25 protein-coding genes and 6 tRNA genes are annotated in these 26,378 nt (G+C 67.8%); 29 read left to right on the forward strand and 2 right to left on the reverse strand.

Annotated features, from left to right (window positions below):
* The first annotated feature begins 33 nt into the window (after window positions 1-33).
* The 14 genes from D7Y11_RS18485 to D7Y11_RS18550 all read left to right on the forward strand — a co-directional run bounded on the left by D7Y11_RS18485 (window position 34) and on the right by D7Y11_RS18550 (window position 9,048).
* Entirely contained in the window at window positions 34-540 is a 507-nt protein-coding gene (locus tag D7Y11_RS18485) for a regulatory protein RecX (RefSeq protein ID WP_120577032.1), read from the forward strand.
* Between the two features lie 12 nt (window positions 541-552).
* Window positions 553-1,323, forward strand: coding sequence for an outer membrane protein assembly factor BamD (locus D7Y11_RS18490; RefSeq protein ID WP_120577033.1), 771 nt, complete (start codon window positions 553-555; stop codon window positions 1,321-1,323).
* Window positions 1,320-2,024: a hypothetical protein gene (locus D7Y11_RS18495; protein ID WP_126934347.1), complete on the forward strand. Its 705-nt coding sequence runs from the start codon at window positions 1,320-1,322 to the stop codon at window positions 2,022-2,024. Before D7Y11_RS18490 ends, D7Y11_RS18495 begins: the two co-directional genes overlap by 4 nt.
* Window positions 2,025-2,061: 37 nt before the next feature.
* Window positions 2,062-2,784, forward strand: coding sequence for a lipopolysaccharide assembly protein LapB (locus D7Y11_RS18500; RefSeq protein WP_014394857.1), 723 nt, complete (start codon window positions 2,062-2,064; stop codon window positions 2,782-2,784).
* Between the two features lie 37 nt (window positions 2,785-2,821).
* Entirely contained in the window at window positions 2,822-3,766 is a 945-nt protein-coding gene (locus D7Y11_RS18505) for a DUF4388 domain-containing protein (RefSeq protein WP_120581232.1), read from the forward strand.
* Between the two features lie 16 nt (window positions 3,767-3,782).
* A complete protein-coding gene (gene selD / locus D7Y11_RS18510) occupies window positions 3,783-4,844 on the forward strand; it encodes a selenide, water dikinase SelD (protein WP_120581231.1) in 1,062 nt (353 codons plus the stop codon).
* 96 nt (window positions 4,845-4,940) lie between these two features.
* Window positions 4,941-5,714 (forward strand): N-acetylmuramoyl-L-alanine amidase, encoded by a 774-nt coding sequence (locus D7Y11_RS18515; RefSeq protein ID WP_233597497.1) that lies wholly within the window; start codon window positions 4,941-4,943, stop codon window positions 5,712-5,714.
* A 48-nt stretch (window positions 5,715-5,762) separates the two neighbouring features.
* The gene (gene rph, locus D7Y11_RS18520) at window positions 5,763-6,467 is read left to right on the forward strand and encodes a ribonuclease PH (protein WP_126934348.1); all 705 of its coding nucleotides are present in this window, start codon (window positions 5,763-5,765) and stop codon (window positions 6,465-6,467) included.
* Window positions 6,464-7,054 (forward strand): RdgB/HAM1 family non-canonical purine NTP pyrophosphatase, encoded by a 591-nt coding sequence (gene rdgB / locus D7Y11_RS18525; RefSeq protein ID WP_126934349.1) that lies wholly within the window; start codon window positions 6,464-6,466, stop codon window positions 7,052-7,054. Before rph ends, rdgB begins: the two co-directional genes overlap by 4 nt.
* A gap of 71 nt (window positions 7,055-7,125) precedes the next feature.
* Window positions 7,126-7,199, forward strand: a tRNA-Pro gene (locus D7Y11_RS18530).
* Window positions 7,200-7,238: 39 nt separating this feature from the next.
* A tRNA-Arg gene (locus D7Y11_RS18535) sits at window positions 7,239-7,312 on the forward strand.
* Between the two features lie 94 nt (window positions 7,313-7,406).
* A tRNA-His gene (locus D7Y11_RS18540) sits at window positions 7,407-7,480 on the forward strand.
* A 15-nt stretch (window positions 7,481-7,495) separates the two neighbouring features.
* Window positions 7,496-7,569, forward strand: a tRNA-Arg gene (locus D7Y11_RS18545).
* Window positions 7,570-7,749: 180 nt separating this feature from the next.
* Entirely contained in the window at window positions 7,750-9,048 is a 1,299-nt protein-coding gene (locus tag D7Y11_RS18550; protein ID WP_120581227.1) for a serine protease, read from the forward strand.
* 89 nt (window positions 9,049-9,137) lie between these two features.
* Here D7Y11_RS18550 and bet read toward each other — a convergent pair whose 3' ends face one another.
* On the reverse strand, window positions 9,138-10,229 hold the full coding sequence (gene bet / locus D7Y11_RS18555; protein ID WP_121754522.1) for a phage recombination protein Bet: 1,092 nt from the start codon (window positions 10,227-10,229) through the stop codon (window positions 9,138-9,140).
* Between the two features lie 333 nt (window positions 10,230-10,562).
* On the opposite strand from bet, the gene D7Y11_RS18560 reads away from it, so the two are divergent.
* From D7Y11_RS18560 to D7Y11_RS18630, 15 genes are all read left to right on the forward strand, one after another.
* Window positions 10,563-10,635 (forward strand) — tRNA-Lys (locus D7Y11_RS18560).
* 132 nt (window positions 10,636-10,767) lie between these two features.
* Window positions 10,768-10,849, forward strand: a tRNA-Leu gene (locus D7Y11_RS18565).
* A gap of 103 nt (window positions 10,850-10,952) precedes the next feature.
* Window positions 10,953-12,230, forward strand: coding sequence for a trigger factor (gene tig / locus D7Y11_RS18570; protein ID WP_126934350.1), 1,278 nt, complete (start codon window positions 10,953-10,955; stop codon window positions 12,228-12,230).
* A gap of 47 nt (window positions 12,231-12,277) precedes the next feature.
* Window positions 12,278-12,898, forward strand: coding sequence for an ATP-dependent Clp endopeptidase proteolytic subunit ClpP (clpP, locus tag D7Y11_RS18575; protein WP_120557687.1), 621 nt, complete (start codon window positions 12,278-12,280; stop codon window positions 12,896-12,898).
* A gap of 232 nt (window positions 12,899-13,130) precedes the next feature.
* On the forward strand, window positions 13,131-14,414 hold the full coding sequence (clpX, locus tag D7Y11_RS18580; RefSeq protein ID WP_120595429.1) for an ATP-dependent Clp protease ATP-binding subunit ClpX: 1,284 nt from the start codon (window positions 13,131-13,133) through the stop codon (window positions 14,412-14,414).
* 190 nt (window positions 14,415-14,604) lie between these two features.
* Window positions 14,605-16,791 (forward strand): prolyl oligopeptidase family protein, encoded by a 2,187-nt coding sequence (locus tag D7Y11_RS18585; protein ID WP_233607327.1) that lies wholly within the window; start codon window positions 14,605-14,607, stop codon window positions 16,789-16,791.
* A 194-nt stretch (window positions 16,792-16,985) separates the two neighbouring features.
* On the forward strand, window positions 16,986-19,445 hold the full coding sequence (gene lon / locus D7Y11_RS18590) for an endopeptidase La (RefSeq protein ID WP_120580738.1): 2,460 nt from the start codon (window positions 16,986-16,988) through the stop codon (window positions 19,443-19,445).
* A 175-nt stretch (window positions 19,446-19,620) separates the two neighbouring features.
* Complete coding sequence (locus D7Y11_RS18595; protein ID WP_121781106.1) at window positions 19,621-21,282, forward strand: peptide ABC transporter substrate-binding protein; 1,662 nt, start codon at window positions 19,621-19,623, stop codon at window positions 21,280-21,282.
* A 3-nt stretch (window positions 21,283-21,285) separates the two neighbouring features.
* On the forward strand, window positions 21,286-22,170 hold the full coding sequence (locus D7Y11_RS18600; RefSeq protein ID WP_121781098.1) for an ABC transporter permease subunit: 885 nt from the start codon (window positions 21,286-21,288) through the stop codon (window positions 22,168-22,170).
* Window positions 22,167-22,979: an ABC transporter permease subunit gene (locus tag D7Y11_RS18605; protein WP_121781099.1), complete on the forward strand. Its 813-nt coding sequence runs from the start codon at window positions 22,167-22,169 to the stop codon at window positions 22,977-22,979. The genes D7Y11_RS18600 and D7Y11_RS18605 overlap by 4 nt, the downstream gene beginning before the upstream one ends.
* Window positions 22,980-23,044: 65 nt before the next feature.
* Window positions 23,045-23,494, forward strand: a complete 450-nt coding sequence (locus D7Y11_RS18610) for a response regulator (RefSeq protein WP_121781107.1) — start codon at window positions 23,045-23,047, stop codon at window positions 23,492-23,494.
* 60 nt (window positions 23,495-23,554) lie between these two features.
* Entirely contained in the window at window positions 23,555-24,100 is a 546-nt protein-coding gene (locus tag D7Y11_RS18615) for a YqgE/AlgH family protein (protein WP_121781108.1), read from the forward strand.
* On the forward strand, window positions 24,100-24,357 hold the full coding sequence (locus tag D7Y11_RS18620) for a BolA family protein (RefSeq protein ID WP_120580735.1): 258 nt from the start codon (window positions 24,100-24,102) through the stop codon (window positions 24,355-24,357). Before D7Y11_RS18615 ends, D7Y11_RS18620 begins: the two co-directional genes overlap by 1 nt.
* A gap of 17 nt (window positions 24,358-24,374) precedes the next feature.
* Window positions 24,375-24,692: a Grx4 family monothiol glutaredoxin gene (gene grxD / locus D7Y11_RS18625; protein WP_120580734.1), complete on the forward strand. Its 318-nt coding sequence runs from the start codon at window positions 24,375-24,377 to the stop codon at window positions 24,690-24,692.
* Window positions 24,693-24,784: 92 nt separating this feature from the next.
* Window positions 24,785-26,182, forward strand: a complete 1,398-nt coding sequence (locus D7Y11_RS18630; protein ID WP_126934351.1) for a DUF2914 domain-containing protein — start codon at window positions 24,785-24,787, stop codon at window positions 26,180-26,182.
* On the opposite strand, the gene D7Y11_RS18635 is transcribed toward D7Y11_RS18630, so the two are convergent.
* Window positions 26,163-26,378 (reverse strand): RsmE family RNA methyltransferase (locus tag D7Y11_RS18635; RefSeq protein WP_126934352.1); only part of this gene is annotated, 216 nt, incomplete at its 5' end. The two genes, D7Y11_RS18630 and D7Y11_RS18635, sit on opposite strands and share 20 nt — an antisense overlap.

Raw genomic sequence — 26,378 nt, forward strand, 5'->3', positions numbered from 1 at the left:
CGGGGCCTGTTACCACATGGTAGGGACTCCGCGATGGTTGACGAGCCCGAAGGCCCCGAGGCTGTCCAGCGCGCCACCGATGCCTGCCTGCGCCTGCTCAAGGCGCGCGGCCGCAGCCGGCATGAGCTGTCGCTCGCCCTGGAGCGCAAGGGCTTCTCCGAATCCGTGCGTGAAGCGGTGCTCGCCCGCCTCGCGGAGTGGGGCTACCTGGACGACGCGAAGTTCGCGCGTGAACGCGCCCAGGCCCTGCTGGGCAGGGGCAAGCTGGGCCCCCGGGCCGTGCTTCAACGGCTCCAGGCCCACGGGCTGGAGGGCACGGAGGCACGGCGGGCACTGTCGGAGGCCAAGGACGCGGTGGGCTTCGACGCGCTGGAGGCCGCACGGCAGGTGCTGGAGCGCCGGCGCCTGGCTGGCCGCCCGCTGGACGCGAAGGAGCAGGCGAGGGCGGGGCGGCTTTTGCTCAGCCGGGGTTTCGCGCCGGACATCGTGACCCGGCTGGTGGGAGAACCTTCGCTGGACCCCTCCGGGCAGGACGAATAGTTTGGAGGCGTGATGCGCTCCGTCGTCCTCGTCCTGTCCGCCCTGATGTTGTCCGCCTGTGCCGCCCTCTCCGCGGGGCCCGCAGGCGAGCCTGATTACGCCACCATGGCCGCGGAGAACCTGGCGCTGGGCGAGGCCGCCATGGAGGACAACGACTACTTCAAGGCGGAGAAGTACTTCGACCACGTCCGCGCCAAGTTCCCCTACCTGGAGGCCGCGCGCGAGGCGGAGCTGAAGCTGGCGGACCTGGACTTCGCCCGGGAGATGTACCCGGAGGCGCGCGAGAAGTTCGACTCCTTCATGCGGCTGCACCCCACGCACCCCAAGGTGGACTACGCCGCCTACCGCGCGGCCCTCTCCTACGTGCAGGAGTTCCCCTCGGAGTTCTTCGCCCTGCCGCCTTCCTACGAGAAGGAGCAGAAGCCCATGTACGACGCGCTCCGGGCCATGAACGTCTTCCTGCGCCAGTACCCGGATTCGCAGTACGTGAAGGACGCCACGGCGCACCGGAATGACGCCCGCCAGCGCCTGGCCCGCCATGAGCTCTACGTCGCGTCCTTCTACGCGAAGCGCGAGCGCTGGAAGGCCGTGGCCCAGCGCCTGGAGGGGCTGCTCAAGGACTACCCGGGCACGCCGCTGGAAGAGGAGGCCCTCTTCGACCTCCACAACGCGTACGTGAAGCTCAACGACACGGAGCGCGCGCAGAACACGCTGCGGGAAGTCGTCAAGCGCCTGCCGGGTACGCCCGCCGCCCAGCGTGCCCAGAAGATGCTGGGCTCGTGAGGCGCTCGGAGGACTGGGGCCGGCTGGGGGGCATCGGCATCGCCGTGCTCGCCGCCGCCTGTGTCCTCCTGTTCCTGGGCTCGCGCCTCCTGGGCGCGGCCGCCGGACCGGAAGCGGAGATCATCACCACCCTGAAGCAGGCCGAGCACGACGGCGTGTCCCTGCCCGTGCCCGGTGCACAGGCTCCGCTCGTCTCCCGGAAGCTCCAGTACGCCCGCATCTCCGTCTCCGTGGCGCCGGACGGCCAGCGCGCGGAGGCCTTCGCCACGCTGGACTTCGAGGGCGCGCTGGGCGCCACCACGGTCAGCACCGCCGGCGTGGAGGCGGTGGCCTTCACCCGAGCGTCCGGCCGGTGGAAGCCCGCGTCCTCGGTGGCGCCCCGGCTGGTGGCGGTGGTTGCGGCACTGGAGGCGCGGCGGCAGGCCCTGGCGCAAGGGCGGCCGGAGGCGCTGTCACGGCTGGCGGGCCCGGGAGGGGACGGCGGTGCGGGGCGTGCGTGGGCGGAGGTGGCCCCCTTGAGCAAGCGGCGGCTGACGGTCCAGGCGTGGTACGCGCGCCTGGAGCGGGACGAGGTGACGGTGACGGAGCACTACCGGTTGGAGGGCGATCTCCCGGCCCGGCCGGTGGACACCCGGGGTGAGCGACCGCTTTTGCTCGTGCGCGAGGGCGATCAATTCTTGTTTTCGCCCGGGCTGATGTAGGCTTCCCGAGGAGGCAGGGGCCCGCGCGGGCCGAGTCATGGACGAAGCCCTCAAGCAGCTACTGACCCTCGGGCGCGGCTCCTTCGAGAAGAAGCAGTACGCCCAGGCCGAGCAGTTCTTGACGAAGGTGGTCGAGCAGAATCCGACCTTCGCCGACGTCTACAACATGCTCGGCATCATCTACCACGACCAGGGCCAGTTCGCCCGGGCGCAGCGGGCCTTTGAGTCCGCGCTGCGGCTCAACCCCGCGTACACCGAGGCCGCGCTCAACCTGGCGGTCATCTACAACGACATGGGGAAGTACGCGGAGGCGAAGGAGGTCTACCAGGCCGCCTTGTCCCGCCAGAAGGGCGCCCCCGGCGAACTGGACCCCTACGTCATGAAGAAGGTGGCCAACATGTACGCCGACATTGGCGACGTTTTCGCCTCCAGCGGCGTGTGGGCCAAGGCCATTGAAGAGTACCGCCGCGCGCTGGCCCACTTCCCGGAGTTCGTGGACATCCGCCTGAAGCTGGGCAATGCCCTGAGGGACGCTGGCGACAATGCGGCGGCCCTGGCGGAGTACGAACAGGTCATCGCGCAGAATCCGTCGTACATTCCTGGACGGATCAATTATGGAATCGCCCTGTACTCGGCGGGACGCCGTGACGAGGCGGTGAAGGTCTGGGAAGACGTGCTCGTGCGCAGCCCCGGCAACAAGAGCGCGCAGATGTACCTCAACCTGGTGAAGGACCCGGGCAAGGCGGAAGTAACGGGTTGAGCACCATGGCAACTTCCATCATCGAGGTCGCGGCACCGTGAGCACTCCTGGCGGTACGGCGAAGTCCTTTGCCCTCAAGTTCATCTCCGGGAAGTACCAGGGCGGTGAGTTCCCGCTGAAGGCCAACAAGCAGATCGTCGTCGGACGGTCGAGCGAGTTGGACATGGTGCTCGTGGAGGACATGGTCTCGCGCAAGCACGCGAAGATCCTGTTCTCCGACGGAGCCATCACCATCGAGGACCTGGGGTCCACCAACGGCACCTTCGTCAACGGCGAGAAGGTCAAGCAGGCCAAGCTGAAGGAGGGGGACCGCATCCTCATCGGGACCTCCATCCTCAAGCTCGTGCACCAGGGCGCGGAGAGCGCCGCCGTGGACGAGAGCGTCGTGAAGCAGAAGCTGGAGGAGGCCGCCGCCGCACAGGCCGCGCGGACCACCAAGGCCAGCTCCATGACGGGGAAGATTGAGGAGATTCCCCTCCCGGACCTGCTCCAGCTCTTCCACACGTCCAAGAAGAACGGCGTGCTCGTGGTGAACAACGCCCACGAGGGTCGCATCTACCTGCGCCAGGGCCGCGTGTACTACGCGGTCATCGACGACAACCACAACCTGGGCCCGCAGAAGAGCTTCAACCGCATCGTCACCTGGGAAGAGGGTGACTTCGAGCTGCGCCCGGCGGACTCGCAGGAGTTCATGGTGGAGCTGGACTCCTCCACCGAAGCGCTCCTGATGGACGCCCTGCGGCAGCTGGACGAGTTCAAGCGGCTGCAGCCGAACCTGCCGCCCATGGCCACGGCGCTGCGCATCGCGCAGCCGCTGACGGCGCCCTTGAAGGAACTGACGCCGGAGCATTTGGACGTGCTGCAGCTGGTGCACAACCACGGCTCACTGGGCGGCGTGCTGGACCACTCGGACGGCGACGACGTGCTCACCGCCGAAACGGTGGTGCAGCTCATGAAGCGCGACTACGTGCGCGCGGAGTAGGGCGCGGGGGAACACCATGGCGGGCGAGAAACCGGTGAAGGCAAAGCGCCTCACCGAGATGAGCCACTGCGCGGGCTGCGCGGCGAAGCTCAAGGCGGGGGACCTGGCGAAGGTCCTGGGCGGGCTGAAGGGGAAGACGTCTCATCCCCGGGCCCTGGTGGGGTTCAACACGAATGACGACGCCGCCGTGTACCAGGTGGCGCCGGGCATGGCCGTGGTGGAGACGGTGGACTTCTTTCCGCCGCTCGTGGACGACCCGTTCCAGTTCGGCGCCATCGCCGCGGCCAACGCCCTGTCGGACATCTGGGCCATGGGCGCGAAGCCGCTGTTCGCGCTCAACCTGGTGTGCTTCCCGGACGAGCTGCCGCTCAAGACGCTGCAGAAGATTCTCGCGGGCGGCCAGTCCAAGGCGGACGAGGCGGGCATCCCCATCCTCGGCGGCCACAGCATCCGCGACCCGGAGCCCAAGTTCGGCATGGCCGTCACCGGCGTGGTGCACCCGAAGAAGGTGCTCACCAACGCGGGCGCGAAGCCGGGGGACGTGCTGCTGCTCACCAAGCCCGTGGGCACGGGCATCGCCACCACCGCCATCAAGCGGGGCCTCGCGTCCAAGGCGCTGACGAAGCGCGTGACGGCGCAGATGGCCACGCTCAACAAGGCGGCCGGTGAGGTGTTCGCGTCGGGTGCGTTCAAGGTGAACGCGCTCACGGACGTGACGGGCTTCGGCCTGCTGGGCCACCTGTTGGAGATGATGAACGGCGCGAAGACGCGCGCGGCGGTGGACCTGGAGCGCATCCCGCTCATCGCGGAGGTGCCCGCGCTGGCGGAGGCCGGTGTGATTCCAGGCGGCACGAAGACGAACCTCGCCCACGTGAAGAAGCAGGTGACGTTTCCGGAAGGGCTGCCGGAGCACATCCAGTGGCTGCTCGCGGATGCGCAGACCAACGGCGGCCTCCTGGCCAGTGTGCCCGCGCGCCATGCGCTCAAGGCCATCCAGGCGCTGGAGAAGGCGGGCGTGGACGCGGCCCTCATCGGCGAAGTGCAGGCGGGCCGCCCCGGCATCGACGTCATCGGCTGAGGCGACCGCGTCCGGGAGCGGATTTCGCCTCCGGGCCGGGCCTCCGCTAACATCCCTGCGCGAATGTCGCCGCGCCGCTTCCCTCTCGGTCTCGTCATGCTCGCGTGCCTCCTGCCGGCCCTCGCCGGCGCTGGGGAGCGCGGCGCTCGCATCGTCATCGACCCGGGACATGGCGGGGCGAAGGAGGGCGCGAAGGGGCCCGGCGAAATCTGGGAGAAGGAGGTCGCGCTCCAGATTGCCCAGCGCCTGCGCGACAAGCTGGAAGCCGCGGGCAGCGAGGTGTTCCTCACGCGTGACCGCGACACGCTGATGGCGCTGTCGGAGCGGGTGGAGTTCTCCAACATCCAGCGGCCGGACCTCTTCCTCTCCATCCACGCCAACTCCATGCCCACGAAGCGGCTGCGCGAGCGCACCGAGGGCATCGAGACTTACTTCCTCTCCGCCAACGCCTCCGGTGAGGCGGCGCGCGCGGTGGCGGACCGAGAGAACGCGGAAGCCCCCACGGCCCGTGCGGCGCGTGGACACTCCACGCTGGCCTTCATCCTGGATGACCTGGCGCGCACGGAGGCGCACTCGGATGCGTCCCGGCTGGCCTACGCCATCCACCCGCGGCTGGTGTCGAAGAGCGGCGCGGCGGACCGGGGCGTGCAGCAGGCGCCCTTCTTCGTCCTCACGGGCGTGGAGGCGCCGGCGGTGCTGATTGAAGTGGGCTTCATCTCCCACCCGCAGGAGGGCGCGCGGCTGGGGAAGGCCGCGTACCAGGAGACGCTGGCGGAGGCCATCGCGGACGGGGTGCAGGCCTTCCTCCGGGAGACTCGGCGGCGGGACTCCTCGCCCTCGCAACCGGTGGCTGGATCCACCGCGCCCTGATAAAGCGTGGGGGCTTCGCCTGTCCCTCCCTGTCAGGAGCCTTTCCCCGTGCGTTCGTTCAACCGTGGTGCGCTGGACCTCCGGCCTGTCACCCTCACGCCCAACGTCAACCGCTACGCGGAGGGCTCCGTCCAGGTGGAGTTCGGCCACACCAAGGTACTCGTCACCTGCTCGGTGGAGGACCGCGTCCCGCCGCACCTGATGGGCAAGGGCAGCGGCTGGGTGACGGCCGAGTACGGAATGCTCCCGCGTGCCACGCACACCCGTGGCGCCCGCGAGGCCGCCAAGGGCAAGCAGTCCGGCCGCACCATGGAGATCCAACGGCTCATCGGACGCGCCCTGCGCGCGTCGGTGGACCTGCAGGCGCTGGGCGTGCGCACCTTCACGTTGGACTGTGACGTCATCCAGGCGGACGGTGGCACGCGCACCGCGTCCATCACCGGCGCGTACGTGGCGCTGGTGCTGGCCATGCGCTCGCTCAACAAGCCGGGCCTGTTGAAGGGTCTCACCCCGCTGGCCGCGGTGTCCGTGGGCGTGGTGAACGGCGAGGTTCGCGTGGACCTGGACTACGACGAGGACTCCACCGCGGAGGTGGACCTGAACCTCGTGGCCACGAGCGACGGCCGCATCGTGGAGGTGCAGGGCACCGCCGAGCACAAGCTCTTCGACCGCAAGGCGATGGACGCGATGCTGGACGGGGGCCTGGCCGCCATCCAGCAGCTCGCCGTCGCGCAGGCGAAGGTGCTGGGATGAAGCCCCGGCTGCTCTTCGCCACCGGCAACGCCGGCAAGCTGCGCGAGCTGCGCGCGCTCGTGGGCGACGCGGTGGAGGTGGTGTCCCTCCAGGACCTGCCCCCTGTGCCCGAGCCCGTGGAGGACGGCGCCACCTTCGAGGAGAACGCGGTGAAGAAGGCCCGCGAGTACTCGGAGGCCACCGGGCTGCCCGCGCTGGCGGACGACTCCGGGCTGTGCGTGGACGCGCTGGACGGACGGCCCGGCGTGCTCTCCGCCCGGTACGCGCCGGGGGACGACAAGGCCCGGTACGAGAAGCTCCTCGCGGACCTGGCGGACGTGCCGGATGAAAAGCGCACCGCGTCCTTCCGCTGCGCCCTGGCGCTGGTGACGGGGAAGGGGGACGAGCCCCGGGTGGAGGTGGGCCGCTGCGAGGGCGTCATCCTGCGGGCTCCGAAGGGCACGAACGGCTTCGGCTACGACCCCGTGTTCCAGGTGGAGGGGGAGGGCGGGCGCTCCATGGCGGAGCTGGCGCCGGAGGAGAAGTCGCGGGTGTCGCACCGGGCCCGGGCCTTCCAGTTGATGCGGCGCCATCTGTTGGCGCTTTGACCGGCCGGGCGGGCGTCAGGAAGAGCAAGCTTGCGCGTCCGTCCGCGTTAGGCGAAGAATGCAGCACTTCTCGGGGCGTAGCGCAGCCTGGTAGCGCACCTGCCTTGGGCGCAGGGGGTCGGAGGTTCGAATCCTCTCGCCCCGATTTGAAGTGCCGTGATGTTTCAGCAGTGAGGACCGGCCAGCTCCAGTAGCTCAGCTGGATAGAGCACCGACCTTCTAAGTCGGGGGTCGCAGGTTCGAGCCCTGCCTGGGGCGCTAATCTGCTGGCCGGTGGTTTTGGGCCTTGAACAGCCCCGGTTTCCACGGTAGGAGACCGCCGCAGCAACGCCGTGAGACGTGCGAAGTGACGGCGAATGTAGCTCAACTGGTTAGAGCGCCGGACTGTGACTCCGGAGGTTGCCGGTTCGATCCCGGTCATTCGCCCTTCTTTGCTTCCCCGCGCCTATAGCTCAACTGGATAGAGCATCGGCCTTCGAAGCCGAGGGTTGGGGGTTCAAGTCCCTCTGGGCGCACTGTCTCAACCCTCTTGAAGCCGCGTCAGACGCCGCCTCCCGGCTCCGCGCTTCGGTTCCCCACAGTCCAAACGCATCCACCGCACCCCGTGCGGCACTGGAATCGTTCACGGGGAAATAATTCCTGTCATCGACGTCTGGTTTGTCTAAAAGGCGCCTCATCTTTCGTAGAAGGGGCATATGACAAACAAGACGAACGCCAGGCGTTGGGACGCGTGGCGATGTGTTGCGAGGTTCGTGGTCGCGGTGTCTGCTTTCAGCACGGTTGCGTGCGGACCTGAAAGCGCCCCAACCCTGGCGCCAGCCAATCCGAAAGCCAGTGAATCGGCGCTCACGGACTTCACGGATGATCGCGTGGATGTCTATGGGACGGCGAATATCAACCTGCTGGACCTTGCGATGAATTCAACGCCCAGCCGGATGTACACAGGGGGGGCACCTACCGCGGCCCAGCTGGCCGCGAGCACACCGCTGGGGACCGCGAAGAATCTCTGCCCCAGTGAGCGCTTCCTGAGCGACCCGACGTTGGCGGATTGCTCGGGCGTGCTCATCGACGACGACGTCGTGCTGACCGCGGCGCATTGCCTGAGCTCCATCTGCGATGGGAGCTGGGTCTTTGGCTACTACCACACCTTCACCGGGTACATTCCCCCCATGACGAGCGCGGATGCATTCCAGTGCTCGAGTGTCATTGTCAAGGGAGCTGCCTGGGTCAACGACTACGCGGTCATCCGATTGAATCGTGCCGCGACGCCCCGGTTCAAGCCGGCGCGGGTTGCCTTCGGCAACAATCCATTCCCCGTGGGTCACCCCATGGGAATGATTGGTTCGCCTTCGGGGATGCCGCTGAAGATCGACGCGGCAGGGGTCCTGCACGCGGACACCACGTCCACCAAGATCGCAGCGTCCCTGGATGCATTCGGTGGGAACTCAGGAAGCGCGGTGTACGATCTGTCGGGCTACACCGTCGCGGGCGTCCTCTATGCCGGCCGGGGCGGGGATGACTACGTGCCGGGCCCTGGGGGGACCTGCAACGTGGTGAACCGGGTGCTGTCGAGTTATACCGGCTCCGCCTACCCCATCCGGCTCGTGTTGAATGACCTCTGCGCAACGCCCGGCTTCACCAGCGATCGCCTCTGCTTCAAGCACAAGGGTGCGCTGGAAAGCATCGACAGCGCGGGCTGGGTGTCAGGGTGGATCTTCGACCGCAGGACGCCGGAGGCCCCGGTCACGGTCTCGATCAACATCACCCGCACGACCTTCCCCCCTGCCGCTACGACGCTCACCGTTCTGACGGATCAAGTCCGGACGGACATCAACCAGGAGTTCGGCCTCACGGGAGCCCATGGTTTCCGCTTCCAGCTGCCGGCCTCGTACCGCACGACAGGGTTTGTGGGCGCTCAGGTCTCGGAAGTCACCTTTCCCGTCTACGTCTACAATCTGCCTGGGAGTGGCATGTTCTACAACCTGACGCCGTGAGCCGCATCGAGGCCGCCAACGTGTAGCAAGACGCCCGCGTCCCCTCTTCGGGAACGCGGGCGTTCTTCAGCTCAGCGAATGACGCGGCCTCAGGCCTCCGGGTTCGTCCCGGCGCGGTCCTTGGAGGACGGCGCCTGGCAGCGCAGCTCCGTCTCCGCCTCCAGCGCGGTGAGGTTCTCGCGCATGGCCTTCGCCCAACGGGCCCGGGGCTGCTCCATCAGCTTCTCGTGAGCCAGGTCGATGGTCTCGCTCAGCTCGTCGTCGGACAGCTCGGACGTCGTCTTTCCCTTGTGGGGGCCGAACGCCACCACCACCGCGCTCGCCTTCGAACGCTCGGGCGTCTGGGACACGGGCACCGCCGCCACCGTCGTGGCCGGCGCCAGCGGCACGTCCACGTCGAGCCGCGCCTCCTCCTTCTCCATCGTCCGCGCCGTCTCCACCGCCTTGGCGGCTTCCGCGGGGGCGGGGGCCGGAGCCAGGGTGGGGAAGGACGCCTTCACCGGGCCCGGCTTCGAGCCCAGCACCTCATAGGAACCGGAGGCGGGCGCGGGTTCGTCGTGCGCGTCGTACTCCTCGGCCGGCATCTCCTCGCGCACGTACAGTCCGCCGAAGGCCTCCGGGTACGCCTTGCGCAGCGCCGCCACGCGCGCGCACTTCTCGATCATCGTCGTGGGAATCTTGGCCCACAGCGGCGTCTGCTGGACGTAGCCGGAGAAGTCGAGCCACACGACGACGGGCAGCTTCCCCTCGCGCACCACTCGCGACCAGGCACCCACCAGGGCGCCCTTGCGCTTGGCCGGGTTGAAGCGGTGCACCACTTCGCCCTTGCCCTGGTCCACGACGATTTCGTCCTCGGCGAACACCGCGCTCGCCTGGATGCCCTTGAAGTCCGGAAAGCGCTCCGCCCGGGCGAGCATCCCCGCCTCCGAGGGCTGGAACTCGTACTTCGTCACCCAGTTGGGCCGCTCCCGGTTGCCCACGTTCTGCCGGCGCGCCACGCAGAACGCTTCCTTGAGGAGCGGATCCAACCCGCTGCGCTTGCACTGCTCGATGAAGAGGGCGAACTCGTCCTCGCTGATTCCCCGGGGGCAGATGGTCCGCTTCACCAGGTCCACCCGCTCCCGGTTCCAGGCCGCGCCCTGCGGCGACGTCGTTCCTTCCGCCTTCACATTCGCATCCATCACTGTGTCTCCAGCACCGCTCGAAAAGGCGGACGACCCTCGCCCGCCCACATGGTTGCCCGGGCACACGGCGCACGACCCGTGGAGCAGGGGCCTGGACGGTCCCCCTGCTACAGGCCTGCAGCGCGACCCGAGGCGTGGATCAACATGCGAGCCGGGCAGGCCCTTCGCATCGCTTCCCGGACGCGGGGACGGCCGGCCGCACGCCGGGCATCCGGTTCCACCGCGGAGAATGTGAGGGGGGTGCAAAAACGTTTTGACAGAGCGGGCGGCGACCGGTATTCACCGCGCCACCTCGGACGTCGCGAAGCCAACGCGGCCGAAAGCAAAGCCGGGAGCGTAGCTCAATTGGCAGAGCAATGGACTCTTAATCCATAGGTTGTGGGTTCGATTCCCTCCGCTCTCACTCGCAGGGCCCCTTCTGGAAACGGAAGGGGCCCTGTGTCTTTTCCGGCACTCCCTGACGGGGAGGTCCGCTCGGGAAAGCCCCTGTCGTCCGCGGACGTTTCGGAGTAGGACGGCGGTCGCGCGACGCGTCGGGCGGGTGGCGAAACTGGTAGACGCGCCAGACTTAGGATCTGGTACCGCAAGGTGTGAGGGTTCGAGTCCCTCCTCGCCCATTTCGCGTTGACCCGTTCGTGCCTATCCCCTAAAGCCGCACGTCCCACTTTCCGGTTGCCGCCCCGGGACGTATAGCCCGTGGAGGCGGCGAGCGAGGCCCGCATGAAGGTCCAGGTCGAAGAGCTCTCTCCCATCGAGAAGAAGCTCTCCATCGAGGTCGACTCCGCCCGCGTCGTTGAGGAGCTCAACCGCGCGTACGCCGCGCTCAGCGGCCAGGTGAAGATGCCCGGCTTCCGTCAGGGCAAGGTCCCCCGCCGCATCCTCGAGCAGAAGTACCGCGAGCAGGTGGAGGACGACGTCATCCAGCGCGTCGTGCAGAAGGCCTACCTGGACGCCGTGCGCGAGCACAAGGTGGAGGCCGTCGCCTCTCCCCAGGTCACCAACTCCGGCCTCAAGCCCAACGCCCCCTTCAGCTTCGAGGCCCGCGTCGAGGTGAAGCCGAAGGTGGAGGCCAAGGACTTCGAGGGCCTGTCCCTCACGAAGGTGGACACCGCCGTCGCTGACGACGCGGTGAACCAGCAGATTGAGAACATGCGCCAGAACCTGGGCCGCATCGAGCCCGTCACGGACCGCGACACCGCGGCCCAGGACGACCAGGTCACCATCGACTTCGAGGCGAAGGTGGACGGCAATGCGTTCCCCGGCAGCAAGGCGGACGGCATTGGCGTGCGCGTGCAGGACGGCGACCTCATCCAGGGCAACATCCCGCAGCTGGCGGGCGTGAAGGTCGGCGAGTCCAAGGACGTCGAGTACACCTTCCCCCAGGACTACCAGGCCGAAGAGGTCCGCGGGAAGACGGCCATCTTCCACATCACCGCCAAGGAGCTGAAGAAGGCGGTGGTGCCGGAGCTCAACGACGACTTCGCCAAGCAGACGGGCGTCGCGCAGACGGTGGATGAGCTGCGCGCCAAGGTGCGCTCGGACCTGGAGAAGGCCAGGAAGAACCAGTCCACCGTGGACGAGCGCGACGGGCTCATCAAGGCGCTGCTGGAGAAGAACCCGTTCGACGTGCCCCGCGCCATGGTGGAGCGCGCCATCGACTCCATGATGGAGGGCGCCTTCCGCCAGATGCAGCGCCAGGGCATCGACCCGCGCCAGCTGGGCCTGGACTTCAACCGCCTGCGCGACGAGATGCGGGAGAAGGCCACCCTGGAGGTGAAGGGTACGCTCCTCTTCGAGGCCATTGCCCAGCAGCAGAACATCCAGGCGTCCGACGAGGACGTGGAGAAGCGCATCGAGGACCTGGCCATCGAGGCCAACCAGCCGGTCGCCCAGGTGAAGAAGTACTTCAAGGGCCCGGACGAGCGCCTTGGGTTGTCTCTGCGACTCCGCGAGGAAAAGACGATTGAATTCCTCAAGGGCCGGGCGAAGTATTCTTGAGGTCTTTTCCTCAAGCCTTCTGAGTTCCTTCTAGAGGTCCATCCGACATGCCCTTCATGCCCGTCCCCTACGTCATCGAGCAGACCCACCGGGGTGAGCGCTCGTACGACATCTACAGCCGGCTCCTGAAGGACCGCATCGTCATGCTGGGAACGGAGATCGACGATGACGTGGCCAACGCCATCGTCGCCCAGCTCCTGTTCCTGGAGTCCGAAGACCCGGACAAGGACATCAACCTCTACATCAACTCGCCCGGTGGTTCGGTGACGGCGGGCCTCGCCATCTACGACACGATGCAGTACGTCAAGGCGCCCGTCTCCACCATCTGCGTGGGGCAGGCGGCCTCCATGGGTGCCGTGCTGCTGCTCGCCGGCGCGAAGGGCAAGCGCTACTCGCTGCCCTCCAGCCGCATCATGATCCACCAGCCGCTGGGCGGCGCGCGTGGCCAGGCGACGGACATCGAAATCCAGGCCCGTGAAATCCTTCGCATGAAGGCCAAGCTCAACGAGCTCATCGTCAAGCACACCGGCCAGACGATCGAGCGCGTGGAGAAGGACACGGACCGCGACTACTTCATGGGCGCCACGGAGGCGAAGGCGTACGGCATCCTCGACGCCATCCAGGACCCCCGGAAGGTCGTGGGCGTGAAGCCGGAAGAGAAGAAGTAGACACACCGACATCCGAGCGGACCGGGGTGTCAACCACCCGGTCGGCGGCCGGGGGTGCTGGGAATCTTCTCCCGCGCCTCCGGCCTTCTGTTTTCTCCCATCACCGGTATTTTCCCCTTGTTAAGTACCCGGAAGGTGCGTGGACGTTCCGGATGGGGGCTGACTAGATTGGTGTGGGCAGGGGACCGGACGCGAAGCGGGTTGGGGCCTTTCAGGCGCAGCGAGGGATTTCATGGCGGGTAAGAACGTGGAGAAGCGAGACAACCAGACCCTCTGCTGCTCCTTCTGCGGCAAGTCGCAGAAGGAGGTGAAGAAGCTCATCGCGGGCCCGACGGTCTACATCTGCGACGAGTGCATCGGGCTGTGCAACGACATCATCGCGGAGGAGATCGACCGCGAGGAGACCAAGGACACCAAGCTGCGCATCCCCCGGCCCTCTGAAATCAAGGCCGTGCTGGACGAGTACGTGGTGGGCCAGGAGCGCGCGAAGAAGACGCTCTCCGTGGCGGTGCACAACCACTACAAGCGCATCGAGTCCAAGGTTGCCATGGACGATGTGGAGCTGCAGAAGAGCAACATCCTGCTGCTCGGCCCCACGGGCTCCGGCAAGACGCTGCTCGCGCAGACGCTGGCGCGCATCCTCAACGTCCCCTTCACCATCGCGGACGCCACGTGCCTCACGGAGGCCGGCTACGTCGGTGAGGACGTGGAGAACATCATCGTCAACCTGCTCCAGGCCGCGGACCACGACATCGAGCGCGCGCAGCGGGGCATCGTCTACATCGACGAAATCGACAAGATTGCCCGCAAGTCGGAGAACCCCTCCATCACCCGCGACGTGAGCGGCGAGGGCGTGCAGCAGGCGCTGCTGAAAATCATTGAAGGCACGGTGGCCAACGTCCCGCCCAAGGGTGGCCGCAAGCACCCGCAGCAGGAGTTCCTGCAGGTGGACACCACCAACATCCTCTTCATCTGCGGCGGCGCGTTCGGCGGCCTGGAGCAGGTGATTGAGCGGCGCATGGGTGGGCGCAGCCTGGGCTTCGGCGCGGAGATTCAGTCGCGCAAGCAGCGCAACCTCAGTGAGCTGCTCAAGCAAGTGGAGCCGGAGGACCTGCTCAAGTTCGGCATGATTCCGGAGTTCATCGGCCGTCTGCCCATCATCACCGCGCTGGAGGAGCTGGACGAAGGCGCGCTCGTGAACATCCTGGGCGAGCCCAAGAACGCGCTCACCAAGCAGTACCGCAAGCTCTTCGAGCTGGACGGCGTGTCGCTGAAGTTCACCGACGGGGCCTTGAAGGCCATCGCGTCGGAGGCCATCCGCCGCAAGGCGGGCGCTCGAGGCCTGCGCTCCATCCTGGAGACGGCCATGCTGGACGTGATGTACGAAATCCCGTCCCGCAAGACGGCCCGCGAGGTGCTCATCTCCGAGGAGGTCATCCTCAAGAAGAGCGAGCCCGTCGTCCTGCACTCGCAGGACAACAAGGAGACGCCGGAGCCAAAGAAGGAATCCGCCTGAATCGAGGCGGAGCATCCTCTAGGGGCACGCAAGGGCCTGATGGGGATGGCGGGGCGCGTCACGGTCATTGGACCGGGACGCGCCCTTCGTCTTTCCAAAGCGGGCATCCGGGCGTGGGGACGGGCCACGCTTTTTTGCGGCCGGGGCGGGGGGCTTCTTGTATCTGCTGTCCCCCATGAGAAAGCTCCTCATGCCTGCCCTGTTGTCGCTCGTGGCCTGCACTTCCTCGAAGGAAGCCACGCGTGATGAAGCCCCCGCCGCGTCCTCAGCGACGCAGAGCGCTCCGGCCCAGGAGGGCCCTTCCCGCATGGCCTACCCGGCGACCCGTTCCGACGCGGTGGTGGACACGCTGCACGGCGAGCAGGTGGCGGATCCGTACCGCTGGCTGGAGGACGAGAAGGCCCCGGAGGTGCAGGCCTGGATGAAGTCGCAGGACGGCTTCACCCGTGACGCGCTGGCGAAGATGCCGGGCCGCGACGCGCTGACCAAGCGCTTCACGGAGCTGTTCTACGTGGACTCGGTGACGGCGCCCTTCCGCCGGGGCAACCGCTACTTCTACATGCGGACCCACAAGGACAAGGAGAAGGCCATCGTCTACTGGAAGGACGGCGAGTCCGGACAGGAGAAGGTGCTGCTGGACCCGAACGTCATGAGCAAGGACGCCCCGGTGTCCCTGGGCCGGTGGGTGCCGTCGTGGGATGGCAAGCGCGTGGCCTTCCCGGTGCGCCCCAACGCCGCGGACGAGGCCACCCTGCACGTCATCGACGTGGACACCGGTGAGTGGTCCAAGGTGGACGTGATTGAGGGCGCGAAGTACGCCAACACCAACTGGACGCCGGACGGCAAGGGCTTCTACTACGAGTGGCTGCCCACGGACTCCTCCATCCCGGTGGACGCGCGCCCGGGCTACACCACGCTCAAGTTCCACAAGCTGGGCCAGGACCCGAAGAACGACGTGGTGGTGCACGAGCGCACCGGTGACCCGACGACGTTCCTCCAGGGCGACCTGTCGCGTGACGGCAAGTACCTCTTCGCGTCCATCCTCCGCGGCTGGAGCGAGAACGACGTCTACTGGAAGCACCCGGCGGACAAGGACTGGCGGCTGCTCGTGAAGGGCAAGGGCGCCAAGTACACCGTCCTCGCCTGGAAGGACCGCTTCTACGTCGTCACCGACGAGGGCGCCCCGCGCCAGCGCGTCTTCGCCGTGGACCCGAAGAAGTCCGAGCGCGCGAACTGGAAGGAGCTGGTGCCGGAGGACCCCAAGGCCACTCTGGAGAGCGTGTCGCTGGTGGGCGGCCACCTGGCGCTGGAGTACCTCAAGGACGTGACGACGGAGCTGCGCATCACCACGCTGGAGGGCAAGCCGGTGCGCACCGTGCAGCTGCCGGGCGTGGGCGCCGCCAGCAACCTGCTGGGCCTGGAGGACCAGGACGACGCCTACTTCGCCTACAGCTCCTTCACCACGCCCCGTCAGGTGTACCGGACGTCCGTGAAGAGCGGGAAGGTGGACCTGTGGGCGAAGGTGGAAGTGCCCATGGACCCGGACGCGTACACCACGGAGCAGGTCTTCTACCCGTCGAAGGACGGCACGAAGGTGCCCATGTTCCTCGTCTACAAGAAGGGCCTGAAGAAGGACGGCACCGCGCCCACGCTCCTGTACGGGTACGGCGGCTTCCTGGTGAGCATGCAGCCGGGCTTCCGCGCGAGCATCCTGCCGTGGCTGGACGCGGGCGGCATCTACGCGGTGGCCAACCTGCGCGGCGGCGGTGAGTACGGCACCGCGTGGCACGAGGCGGGCAAGGGCGCGCACAAGCAGAACGTGTTCGACGACTTCGCCGGCGCCGCCGAGTACCTGGCGAAGGAGAAGTACACGCAGGCGAAGAAGCTGGCCATCTACGGCGGCAGCAACGGCGGCCTGCTGGTGGGCGCGGCCATGACGCAGCGCCCTGAGCTGTACGGCGCGGTGGTGTGTGGGGTGCCGCTCCTGGACATGGTGCGCTTCCACCTGTTCGGCAGCGGGCGGACCTGGGTGCCGGAGTACGGGTCGGCGGACGACGCCGGGCAGTTCAAGACCCTGTACGCCTATTCGCCCTACCACCATGTGCGCCAGGACGTGCGCTACCCGCCCCTGCTGATGATGAGCTCGGACCACGACGACCGGGTGGACCCCATGCACGCGCGCAAGTTCGTGGCGGCGGTGCAGAACGCGAAGGGCAATCCGGCGCCCACGTTGCTACGCATCGAGGCGAACGCAGGCCATGGTGGGGCGGACCAGGTGGCCAAGGCCATCGAGTCCAGCGTGGACATGTATGCCTTCCTCTTCCAGGTCCTGGACGTCGCCCGGTCGGATGCCGGGGTGGCGGCCGAGAGTCGCTAGAATCGGGGCAGGACACACTCCTGCCTCTCGGTGTTCCCTTGAAGGCAGGGTGCGGACCCCCAATCTTGAGCGGGGAACGGGTCCTGCGACCGGCGTGTTATAGAGCAGCGTTTCACCCTGCATGAGCGCTTGGGCGCCATGTGGGCAACTCTTGAAGGGCCTGCCTGTACGGCTGGCCAGCGGGTGGCGGATACATGTTCTTCGGACGTGACGACAAGAAGGAAGCCCAGAAGCGGGGCCTCACCATCCCGCTCTTGCCCCTTCGGGACATCATCGTGTTCCCCCACATGGTCGTTCCGCTGTTCGTCGGCCGGGAGAAGTCCATCGCGGCGCTGAAGGACGCGATGGCCCACAAGGGGCCGGATGACAAGGCGGTCATCCTGCTGGCCGCCCAGAAGAAGGCCAAGACGAACGACCCCTCGCCCGACGACATCTTCCACTTCGGCACCATCGGCCACCTCATCCAGCTCCTTCCGCTGCCTGACGGCACGATGAAGGTCCTGGTGGAGGGTGTGCGCCGCGCCAAGGTGAAGAAGTTCCACCCGAACGACGCCTTCTTCATGGTCGAGGTGGACGAGGTCGAGGAGACGCTGGAGAAGAGCGTGGAGCTGGAGGCGCTGGTGCGCTCCGTCCACTCCGTCTTCGAAGCCTTCGTGAAGCTCAACAAGCGCATCCCGCCGGAGATGCTGATGCAGGTCGCCAGCATCGACGACCCTGCGCGCCTGGCGGACACCATCGTCGCGCACCTGTCGCTGAAGCTGAACGACAAGCAGGCGCTGCTCGAGACGGAGTCCCCGGCCAAGCGCCTGGAGAAGCTCTACGAGCTGATGCAGGGCGAGATCGAGATTCTCCAGGTGGAGAAGAAGATCCGCACGCGCGTCAAGAAGCAGATGGAGAAGACCCAGAAGGAGTACTACCTGAATGAGCAGATGCAGGCCATTCAGAAGGAACTGGGTGAGCGCGACGAGTTCAAGAACGAGATCCAGGAGATTGAAGAGAAGCTGAAGAACAAGCGGATGAGCAAGGAGGCCACGCTCAAGGTCAAGAAGGAGCTGAAGAAGCTCCGGATGATGAGCCCGATGAGCGCCGAGGCCACGGTCGTCCGCAACTACATCGACTGGATCATCAGCCTGCCCTGGTACGACGAGACCCAGGACCGGCTGGACGTCACCGAAGCGGAGCGGGTGCTCAACGAGGACCACTACGGCTTGAAGAAGCCGAAGGAGCGCATCCTCGAGTACCTGGCCGTGCAGCAGCTGGTGAAGAAGCTGAAGGGCCCCGTGCTGTGCTTCGTCGGCCCCCCGGGCGTGGGCAAGACGTCGCTGGCGCGCAGCATCGCGCGGGCCACGGGCCGCAAGTTCGTGCGCCTGTCGTTGGGCGGCGTGCGTGACGAGGCGGAGATCCGCGGCCACCGCCGCACGTACATCGGCGCGATGCCGGGCAAGCTCATCCAGTCCCTGAAGAAGGCGGGCAGCAACAACCCCGTGTTCCTCCTGGACGAGATCGACAAGATGTCCACGGACTTCCGTGGCGACCCGAGCGCGGCGCTGCTGGAGGTGCTGGACCCGGAGCAGAACCACAACTTCAACGACCACTACCTGGACCTCGACTACGACCTGTCCAAGGTGATGTTCATCTGCACCGCGAACACGATGCACAACATCCCCGGTCCGCTGCAGGACCGCATGGAAGTCATCCGCATCGCGGGGTACACCGAGCCGGAGAAGCTCTCCATCGCGCGGCGCTACCTGATTCCGAAGGAGCAGGAGGCCAACGGCCTCGCGGACCTGAAGATCGACATCACCAACGACGCGCTGAAGACCATCGTGCACCGGTACACGCGCGAGTCGGGTGTGCGTTCGCTGGAGCGTGAGATTGGCGGCGTGTTCCGGAAGATTGCCCGCGACGTGCTGAAGAACGGCAAGCGGGACCTCATCGAGGTGGACCGCAAGCAGGCGATGAAGTTCCTGGGCACGCCCCGCTTCCGCTACGGCGTGGCGGAGAGCGAGGACCAGGTGGGCATCGTCACGGGCCTCGCGTGGACGGAGCTGGGCGGTGAGATCCTCACCACGGAAGCCACGTCCATGCCGGGCAAGGGCAAGCTCATCATCACCGGCAAGCTGGGCGAGGTGATGCAGGAGTCCGCCCAGGCGGCCATGTCCTACGTGCGCAGCCGCGCGGAGCGCTTCGGCATCGACCGCAAGGTGTTCGAGAACTACGACATCCACGTCCACCTGCCGGAGGGCGCGATTCCCAAGGACGGTCCGTCCGCGGGCGTCACCATGGCCACTGCACTGGTGAGCGCGCTGACGCGCGTGCCGGTCCGCAGGGACGTGGCGATGACGGGTGAAATCACGCTGCGTGGCCGCGTGCTGCCCATCGGCGGTCTGAAGGAGAAGACGCTGGCGGCGCACCGCGCGGGCATCAAGACGGTCCTGATTCCGAAGGCGAACAAGAAGGACCTGAAGGACATCCCGCTGAAGATCCGCAAGGCGCTGCGCATCGTCCCGGTGGAGTTCGTGGACGACGTGCTGCGTGAGGCGCTGCTCCTGGAGAAGCCGGAGGAGTTCGGCCGCAAGGGCGCCGGGGACAACCTGAAGATGGGGCTGTCCGTACCGGATGCGGTGTCCACGCCTTCCGTGCCGGCCTCCTGAGGCCTTCAGTCCCGGGCCCCTTGAGGGGGCCTGGGATGGGTGGTGACGAAGCCAGGATGCCGGCCGACCAGGAGTCGCCGGTCTCCTGGCTTCTCTCTTTTTTACGAGCAGGTCGGGTACAACGCGGGGAGTGGCTCCCCGCGCGCGAATCCTGTCCTACTCCCTGGTGCTGGTGATGGCCGCGGCCTGCGGGCCGTGCGGCTTCCAGCCCGAGCCGGGCGTGAAGGTGGTGGTGCCGGCGATGCCCACCACGCTCGACTGGAGTCATTCGGATCCGCAGAGCTGGGTGAACTACCCGGTGATGCTGGCCACGCAGAAGGGGCTCACCACGTTGGGGGCGGACCACTCGGTCCAGCCGGGCCTGGCGGAGCGGTGGGAGCGTGAAGCGGACGCGTCCGGGCATGAGGTCTACACGTTCCACCTGCGCGAGGACGTGACGTGGTCGGACGGTTCTCCCGTCACGGCGCGCGACTTCGTCTTCGGGTGGCACCGGGCGCTGCTGGGCCGCGAGCGCGGCGAGATGGCGGACCTCCAGGGCGCGGAGGAGGTGCTCGCGTTGCAGGAGCGCGGGGCTCCGGCGGCGGAGGTGAAGGCGGCGCTGTCTCGGGTCGGGGTGGAGGCGGTGGAGGCGCGGACGCTGCGGGTGACGCTGGAGCGGCCTCGGAGCTACTTCCTGGCGCGGCTCGCGAACGTGTACCTGTTCTTTCCAGCGCCTTCGGCCGACCTGGAGGGGAAGTCGGACGAGGCGGTGCGCGACTACTTCGACCGGCCTCGCGACGGGCGTCCGCTGGCGGTGGGGCCTTATCGAGTCGAGCGGTGGGACCGCGCGGGCGAGCGCGTGCGGCTGGTCTACAACCCGCGCAGTGCGTTCCTCCCGCCGATGGGACCCGGGGAGACGCCGGCGCCGGTGCTGACGCTGATGAAGTCGGAGATTGGTCCTGCGCTGTATGAGCGGGGCCGGGTGGACTTCGTCTTCGTGGACAGCGCGGCGGCGCTGCGCGGGATGAAGGCGGCGGACCTGAAGCGGGAGCCGCTGTTGTCCACGTACTTCCTGGGCTTCAACACGGAGCGTCCGCCGTTGGACCGGCCGGAGGTGCGCCGGGCGCTGGCTCGGGCGTTGGACCGGGAGGCGCTGCTCGCGGGGCTGCTGCCGGCCGCTCGCGCGACGAATGTGTTGCTGCCTCCGGAGCTGCCGGATGCGGCGACGCCGGAGCAGGCGGCTCGGCTGCCTCGCTACGAGCCGGAGCGGGCGAAGGCGGAGCTGGCGGGGGCGAAGGGGCTGGACCGTCCGCTGCGGCTGGTGGTGAAGGCGGGGGATTCGTTCGTGCCGGAGGAGGCGCTGGCGGAGCGCATCGCGGCGCAGCTCGCGAAGGTGGGCGTGCAGGTGGTGGTGGATTCGCGGTCGGACTTCTCCGCGGAGGTGGCTCGCAGGACGCCGCAAGGACCGCGCGCGTATGACCTGTTCCTGCGTCGGCTGGGCGCGGACTACGCGCACCCGAACACGTTCTTCACGTTGTTCGAACGGCAGGGCAACCACCAGACGGGATGGGAGACGCAGGGCGGCGGCGAGCCGATGCGCCGCTTCGAGCAGTTGCTGGAGGAGGCGGACGGCGACCCCGACCCCGTGCACGCGCGCGAGCTGTACGCGAAGGCCCAGGAGGTGCTGGTGGGGGAGGAGGCCGTCATCGCGCCGCTGTACCACCCGGACCGCTACTTCCGGGCTCGGGCGCGGCTGCATGGCCTGGACGTGGATCCGTTCAACTTCCTCGCGCTGCGCGCGCTGCGGCTGGGACCGGATGAGGCAGCCACGGCCCGCGCGGAAGGGCAGGGGCCGTAGCGCATGCGCCTCATCGCGACGCGCCTCGTGCGCCAGCTCGTGCTAGTTCCGGTGGTCGCGGTGGCCTCGTACTTCCTCATGGCCGCGCTGCCGCTCACCACGGAGAGCGACAACAAGCGGCAGGTGTCTCCGGAGCTGGCGGCTTCGTACCAGCGCGACCTGGGCATTGGTGAGCCGCTTGGGTTCCTTCGGCCCTGGCGGAAGCTCTTCGCGGGGGAACGCCTGGGCACCAGCGCTCAGGGCATCACCGGCGATGAGCTGCTCCAGAAACTCTCCGGCAGCGTGGGCGTGGGCCTGGTCGCGCTTCCCCTCGCGCTTGGCTGGGCGGTGGGCTTCGCGCTCCTGCGCACCCGCTGGCGGCGGGGACGCTTCGCAGTGCTCGGGGACGTGCTCCCTGCCATCGCGTTCGGGACGCCCGTGTTCATCCCCGCGCTGCTCCTGGCCCCGGCCGTGGTGGAGCGCGGACACCTGCTGCCGGAGCTGTGCGCGGCGGTCGTCATCGCCATCTGGCCGGGGACCTTCCTGGGCACGCTCGTGGGGGATGCTCTAGAGACCGAGCTGTCCCGTGACTACGTGCGCACCGCGCTCAGCAAGGGCCTGGACCCCGGCACCGTGCTGCGCCGCCATGTCCTCCCCAACGTGTGGCCCGCGCTCCTGGACGCCGTGACGCCTGTCGCCACCGCGCTGCTCGCGGGCTCGTTCGCCGCGGAGCGCGTCTTCGGCCTGCCGTACTTCGGCCAGCTCTACGTGCTCGCCGTCCTCAACAAGCAGGTCGCCGTCGTCGTCGTGTCCACCACCACCTTCGCCACCGTGCTCGTCGTCGTGAGCCTCACCGTGGAGCTCTTGCGCATGCTCGTGGATCCACGTGCCCGGGAGGCCCGCGCTTGAGCCGCATCCCCTTGCGCGCCTGGGTGGGGCTGGTCCTCCTCGTCGGCCTGGGCGCCTTGAGTCTCGTGGCCGGCCGCCTGTTCCCCGAAGCACTCGTGAACACCTGCCCGCTCGGCTGGGACCTGAACCGCCCGGACCGGAGCGTGTGCGAGCTGGCCTTCGGTGGCCTTTGGGTGTCCCTGGCCATCGGGCTCGCGGCCGGCGCGCTGTCCACCGTGCTGGGGCTGGCCGTCGCGGCGCTCGCGCGGCTGTCCGGTGGCGTGACAGAGCAGGTGCTCCTGCGTGCGGTGGACGCCGTGTTCGCCCTGCCGGATGTCCTCGTGGTGATGGTGCTCCAACTCGCCGGTCAGTCCCTCATGGACGCGGGCATGGGTAGCGGCCTGGGCCCCTTCGGCTTGATGGTGACGTCGCTGGCCCTGGTGGGCTGGGCCGGCCCCGCGCGCATGTTCCGCGACCGCCTGGCCACGCTGGAGGGCCAGGAGTACGTGGCCGCCGCGCGGGCCCTGGGCGGTGGTGGCGTGCATGTCCTTCGCGTGCACCTGTGGCCGCTGTTGCGCCCCTTCGTGCTGGCCGTGTTCTTGAGCCGCCTGCCGAGCGCCATCCTCACTGAGTCCACGGTGAGCTTCTTCGGCATCGCTCGCATGGAGCCCATGTCCCTGGGCCGCTACCTGGGCACTTCCTACGCCGCGCTCATCTACGAGGGCGGCGGCCGCGTGGTGATTCCCGCCTGGGGACTGCTCGTCCTGCTGGTGCTTGGCGCCTCGCTCGCTTCCCAGGCATTGGGGGGAGGTAGCCGTCGCGAAGTGTGAGGAATGCAGCACATTGAGGCAAAGGTTTCACACGGACGGAACCCCTTTGCCCTCAGGTGAACATCATGTCCCTCCCCACGGAAGAAATCCCCCTCTCGCCTGCCCGTGATGAGCGTCCGCGTGACGACGGTCTGAGCAAGGAGACCGTCCGGGGTTCGGTGCTGGTGGTCGAGGACGACGCCGCGCACCGCGAGCTCCTGGTGGAGCTGGTGAGCACCTGGGGCTACAACGCCATGCCCGTGGGCAGCGCGGAGGAGGCCGAGTTCGCCGTGCGCAACAAGCGCATGGACGCCGCCATCGTGGACGTGTTCCTGCCCGGCCGCAGCGGCACCACGCTCATGTCCAAGCTGCGTGAGAAGTTCCCGCAGGCCGTGCTCATCGGCGTGAGCGCCATGAGCGACGCGGCCACCGCTCGCAAGTGCAAGGGCCTGGGCGCGGACCTCTTCATCGGCAAGCCGTTGGATCCGGAGAAGCTGGCCAAGGCGCTGAAGTCCAAGCACCAGAGCTGGCACTGAGCGCGGCAGGGGAGCGGGTTCCGGTTGCACACCCCCGCCGGACGGTCGATGCTCCCTGGCGTGAAGAACATCGCCTCCGGCTTCCTGCTGGCCATGCCCCAGCTTGGAGACCCGAACTTCTACCGGTCGGTCATCCTGATGATCGAACACGGGGAGACGGGCTCCATGGGGCTCATCGTGAACCGGGGAGCGCCCCTGACGCTGGGTGAGCTGGCGCGCGGTCAGTCGATGGACATCTCGACGGACCGCGTGTCGCAGCCGGTGTTCGTGGGCGGCCCGGTGGAGCCCCAGCGGGGCTTCGTCCTGCATGACGACGAGTCCGTCGCGGAGAAGCACTCCGTCCTGCCGGGCCTCTACCTGAGCGTCACCCTGGATGCGCTGGGCCCCCTCCTTCAACGGACGGACCCGCGCGTGCGCTTCTGCCTGGGGTACGCGGGCTGGGGCCCCAAGCAGCTGGAGAATGAAATCGCCGCGGGCTCGTGGCTGTACGCCGACGCCACCGCGGACGCGGTGCTGGGTCAGGACCCGGCGAAGTTGTGGGATGCCACCCTGCGCGGACTGGGCGTGGACCCGGCCATGCTGGTGATGGGAAAGGGGATGAACTGATGCTCGACGCCGAGGCGCTTCGCCGTTACCTCCTGGACGCCCTTCCGGGCTCGGAGGTGGAGTTCAACGACACCACGGGGACGGGAGACCACTTCGAAGCTCGCGTCGTCTCCCCCGCCTTCACTGGCAAGACGATGGTGGAGCAGCACCAGCTGGTGTACGCGCCGCTACAGCAGTGGCTCAAGTCAGGCGAGCTGCACGCGCTGGCGCTCAAGACCTATTCGCCCGAGCAGTGGAAGAAGCTCGGGCCCCGCTGAAGAAGGAGCAACGATTCATGGATCCGACCCTCAAGGCCCAGTTCGACGAGACGGTGAAGTCACACCCCATCGTCCTCTTCATGAAGGGCAATGCCCTGTTCCCCCAGTGCGGCTTCTCCGCGCGCGCCCTCCAACTGCTCCAGCCGCTGGGCCCGGTGCACACGGTGGACGTGCTGGCGGACCCTGCCGTGCGCCAGGGCATCAAGGACTACTCCAGCTGGCCCACCATTCCGCAGGTCTACATCCACGGGAAGTTCGTGGGTGGGTCGGACATCCTGACGGAGCTGGCCGAGCGCGGCGAGCTGCAGGACCTGGTCGCCGCCGGCGGCAAGTAGGCGTTTGAGCGGGAGCGGGGCCGGGGGGAAGACCCGGGCCCCGTCCCCCGCGTAGACTGGGCGGCGGTCGCCAAGAGGGGTTGAAAGCCGCCGTGCTCACCGTCACACCGCCTGAGTCGAAGCCGCAGGACGCGTCCACCGAAGTGCCCGGCGTGCCGGTCGAGGGGGGCCCCCTTCCTCTTGGCGCGAACGTCGCGGTCGCCACGCCCGGCGCCGCGGTCGCGGATCCGGACGACCTCGTCAGCACGGAGAAGACGCCCACGCTGGTGGACCGCGTGCAGGCCTTCCGCGCGAAGTACGAGAAGCAGGAGATGGCCCTCTTCTTCTTCGCGGGCTTCCTCTACGACGTCCTCACGCTGAGCCCCGTCGACGATGCGCTCACGGAGGTGCAGAACTTCGTCTACCTGGCCATCCTCGCGGGCCTGCTGGTGCTGGAGCAGCGCTACCCGGAAGGCGTGGAGCCGCCGAAGCTGCTGGTCAAGGTATGGCGCTTCCGCGAGGACGCGCTGCACTTCTTGATGGGCAGCCTGCTGAGCGCGTTCACGCTGTTCCTGTTCAAGAGCTCGTCGGGCTTCACGCCGCTCCTGTTCATGGCGGGCATGTTCGGGTTGCTGGTGGCCAACGAGCTGCCGCGCTTCCGCCAGCTGGGCCCCGTCATCCGTGTGGCCGTCTTCAGCCTGTGCGTGACGCTGTACTTCGCGTCGCTGCTGCCGGTGCTGTTCGGACGGGTGGGGTGGTGGATCTTCACGCTGTCCGTCGTGCTGGGCTGCGGGAGCATCTATGGGCTGCTTCGCGTGCTCAAGCGGTGGCGGCCGGATGAGAAGGCGCTGCTGCGCACGGTGGCGGTGCCCGGCTTCGGCGCGCAGGCGCTCCTGCTCGGGTGCTACTTCCTGGGCGTGATTCCGCCGGTGCCCCTGGCGGTGCAGTACAGCGGCATCTACCACGCGGTGGAGAAGGTCCCCCAGAGCGTCTATGGCACCTCGGGCGTGTATCGACTGACGTCGGACGAGCAGCCCTGGTGGAAGGTCTGGACGGCGTTCCACCACGGCGACCAGGAGTTCACGGCGCGCAACGGCGAGCAGCCCGTGTACTTCTTCCGCATCTTCGCGCCCAAGGGCTTCGAGAGTTACTACGTGGTCGTGCGCTGGTTCCATGACCACCCGGAGAAGGGCTGGACGGCGCTGGGCAAGGGCTATCGTGCCCCGGTGAGCAGCAACGGCTCGGAGGGCGGCTTCCGCTACTACGCGCGGCCGGGCATCCCTCTCAAACCGGGCGACTGGCGCGTCGTGGTGGAGACGGAGAGCGGGCATGAAATCAACCGCCTGAACTTCACCGTCATCGACGGCACGGGCACAGAGAAGCCCACCAACAAGGTGGAGGTGTCCGTGCTCAAGACCACCAAGCCGCTGCCGCTGGAGGCCTGGGAGAAGGACCATCCCCCGAAGGCCGCGGCTCCTGCGGCTCCCGCGGCTACGGCGCCGGCGCCTTGAGCAGCGTCACCTGACCCAGCAGCACCGGCACCGCCGTCTCCACGCGCAGGATGCGGGGGCCCAGCGAGAAGGGCAGGAAGCCGTGGGCTTCCAGCAGCTGGGTCTCGAAGGGCACCCAGCCTCCGTCCGGGCCGATGGCGAGCACCACCCGCGTGGCGCGCGTGATGTCCCGGGCCTGGAGGGAGAGGCTGGCGGG

It is taken from the genome of Corallococcus sp. AB018, from assembly GCF_003986945.1.
Taxonomy (GTDB): domain Bacteria; phylum Myxococcota; class Myxococcia; order Myxococcales; family Myxococcaceae; genus Corallococcus; species Corallococcus exiguus.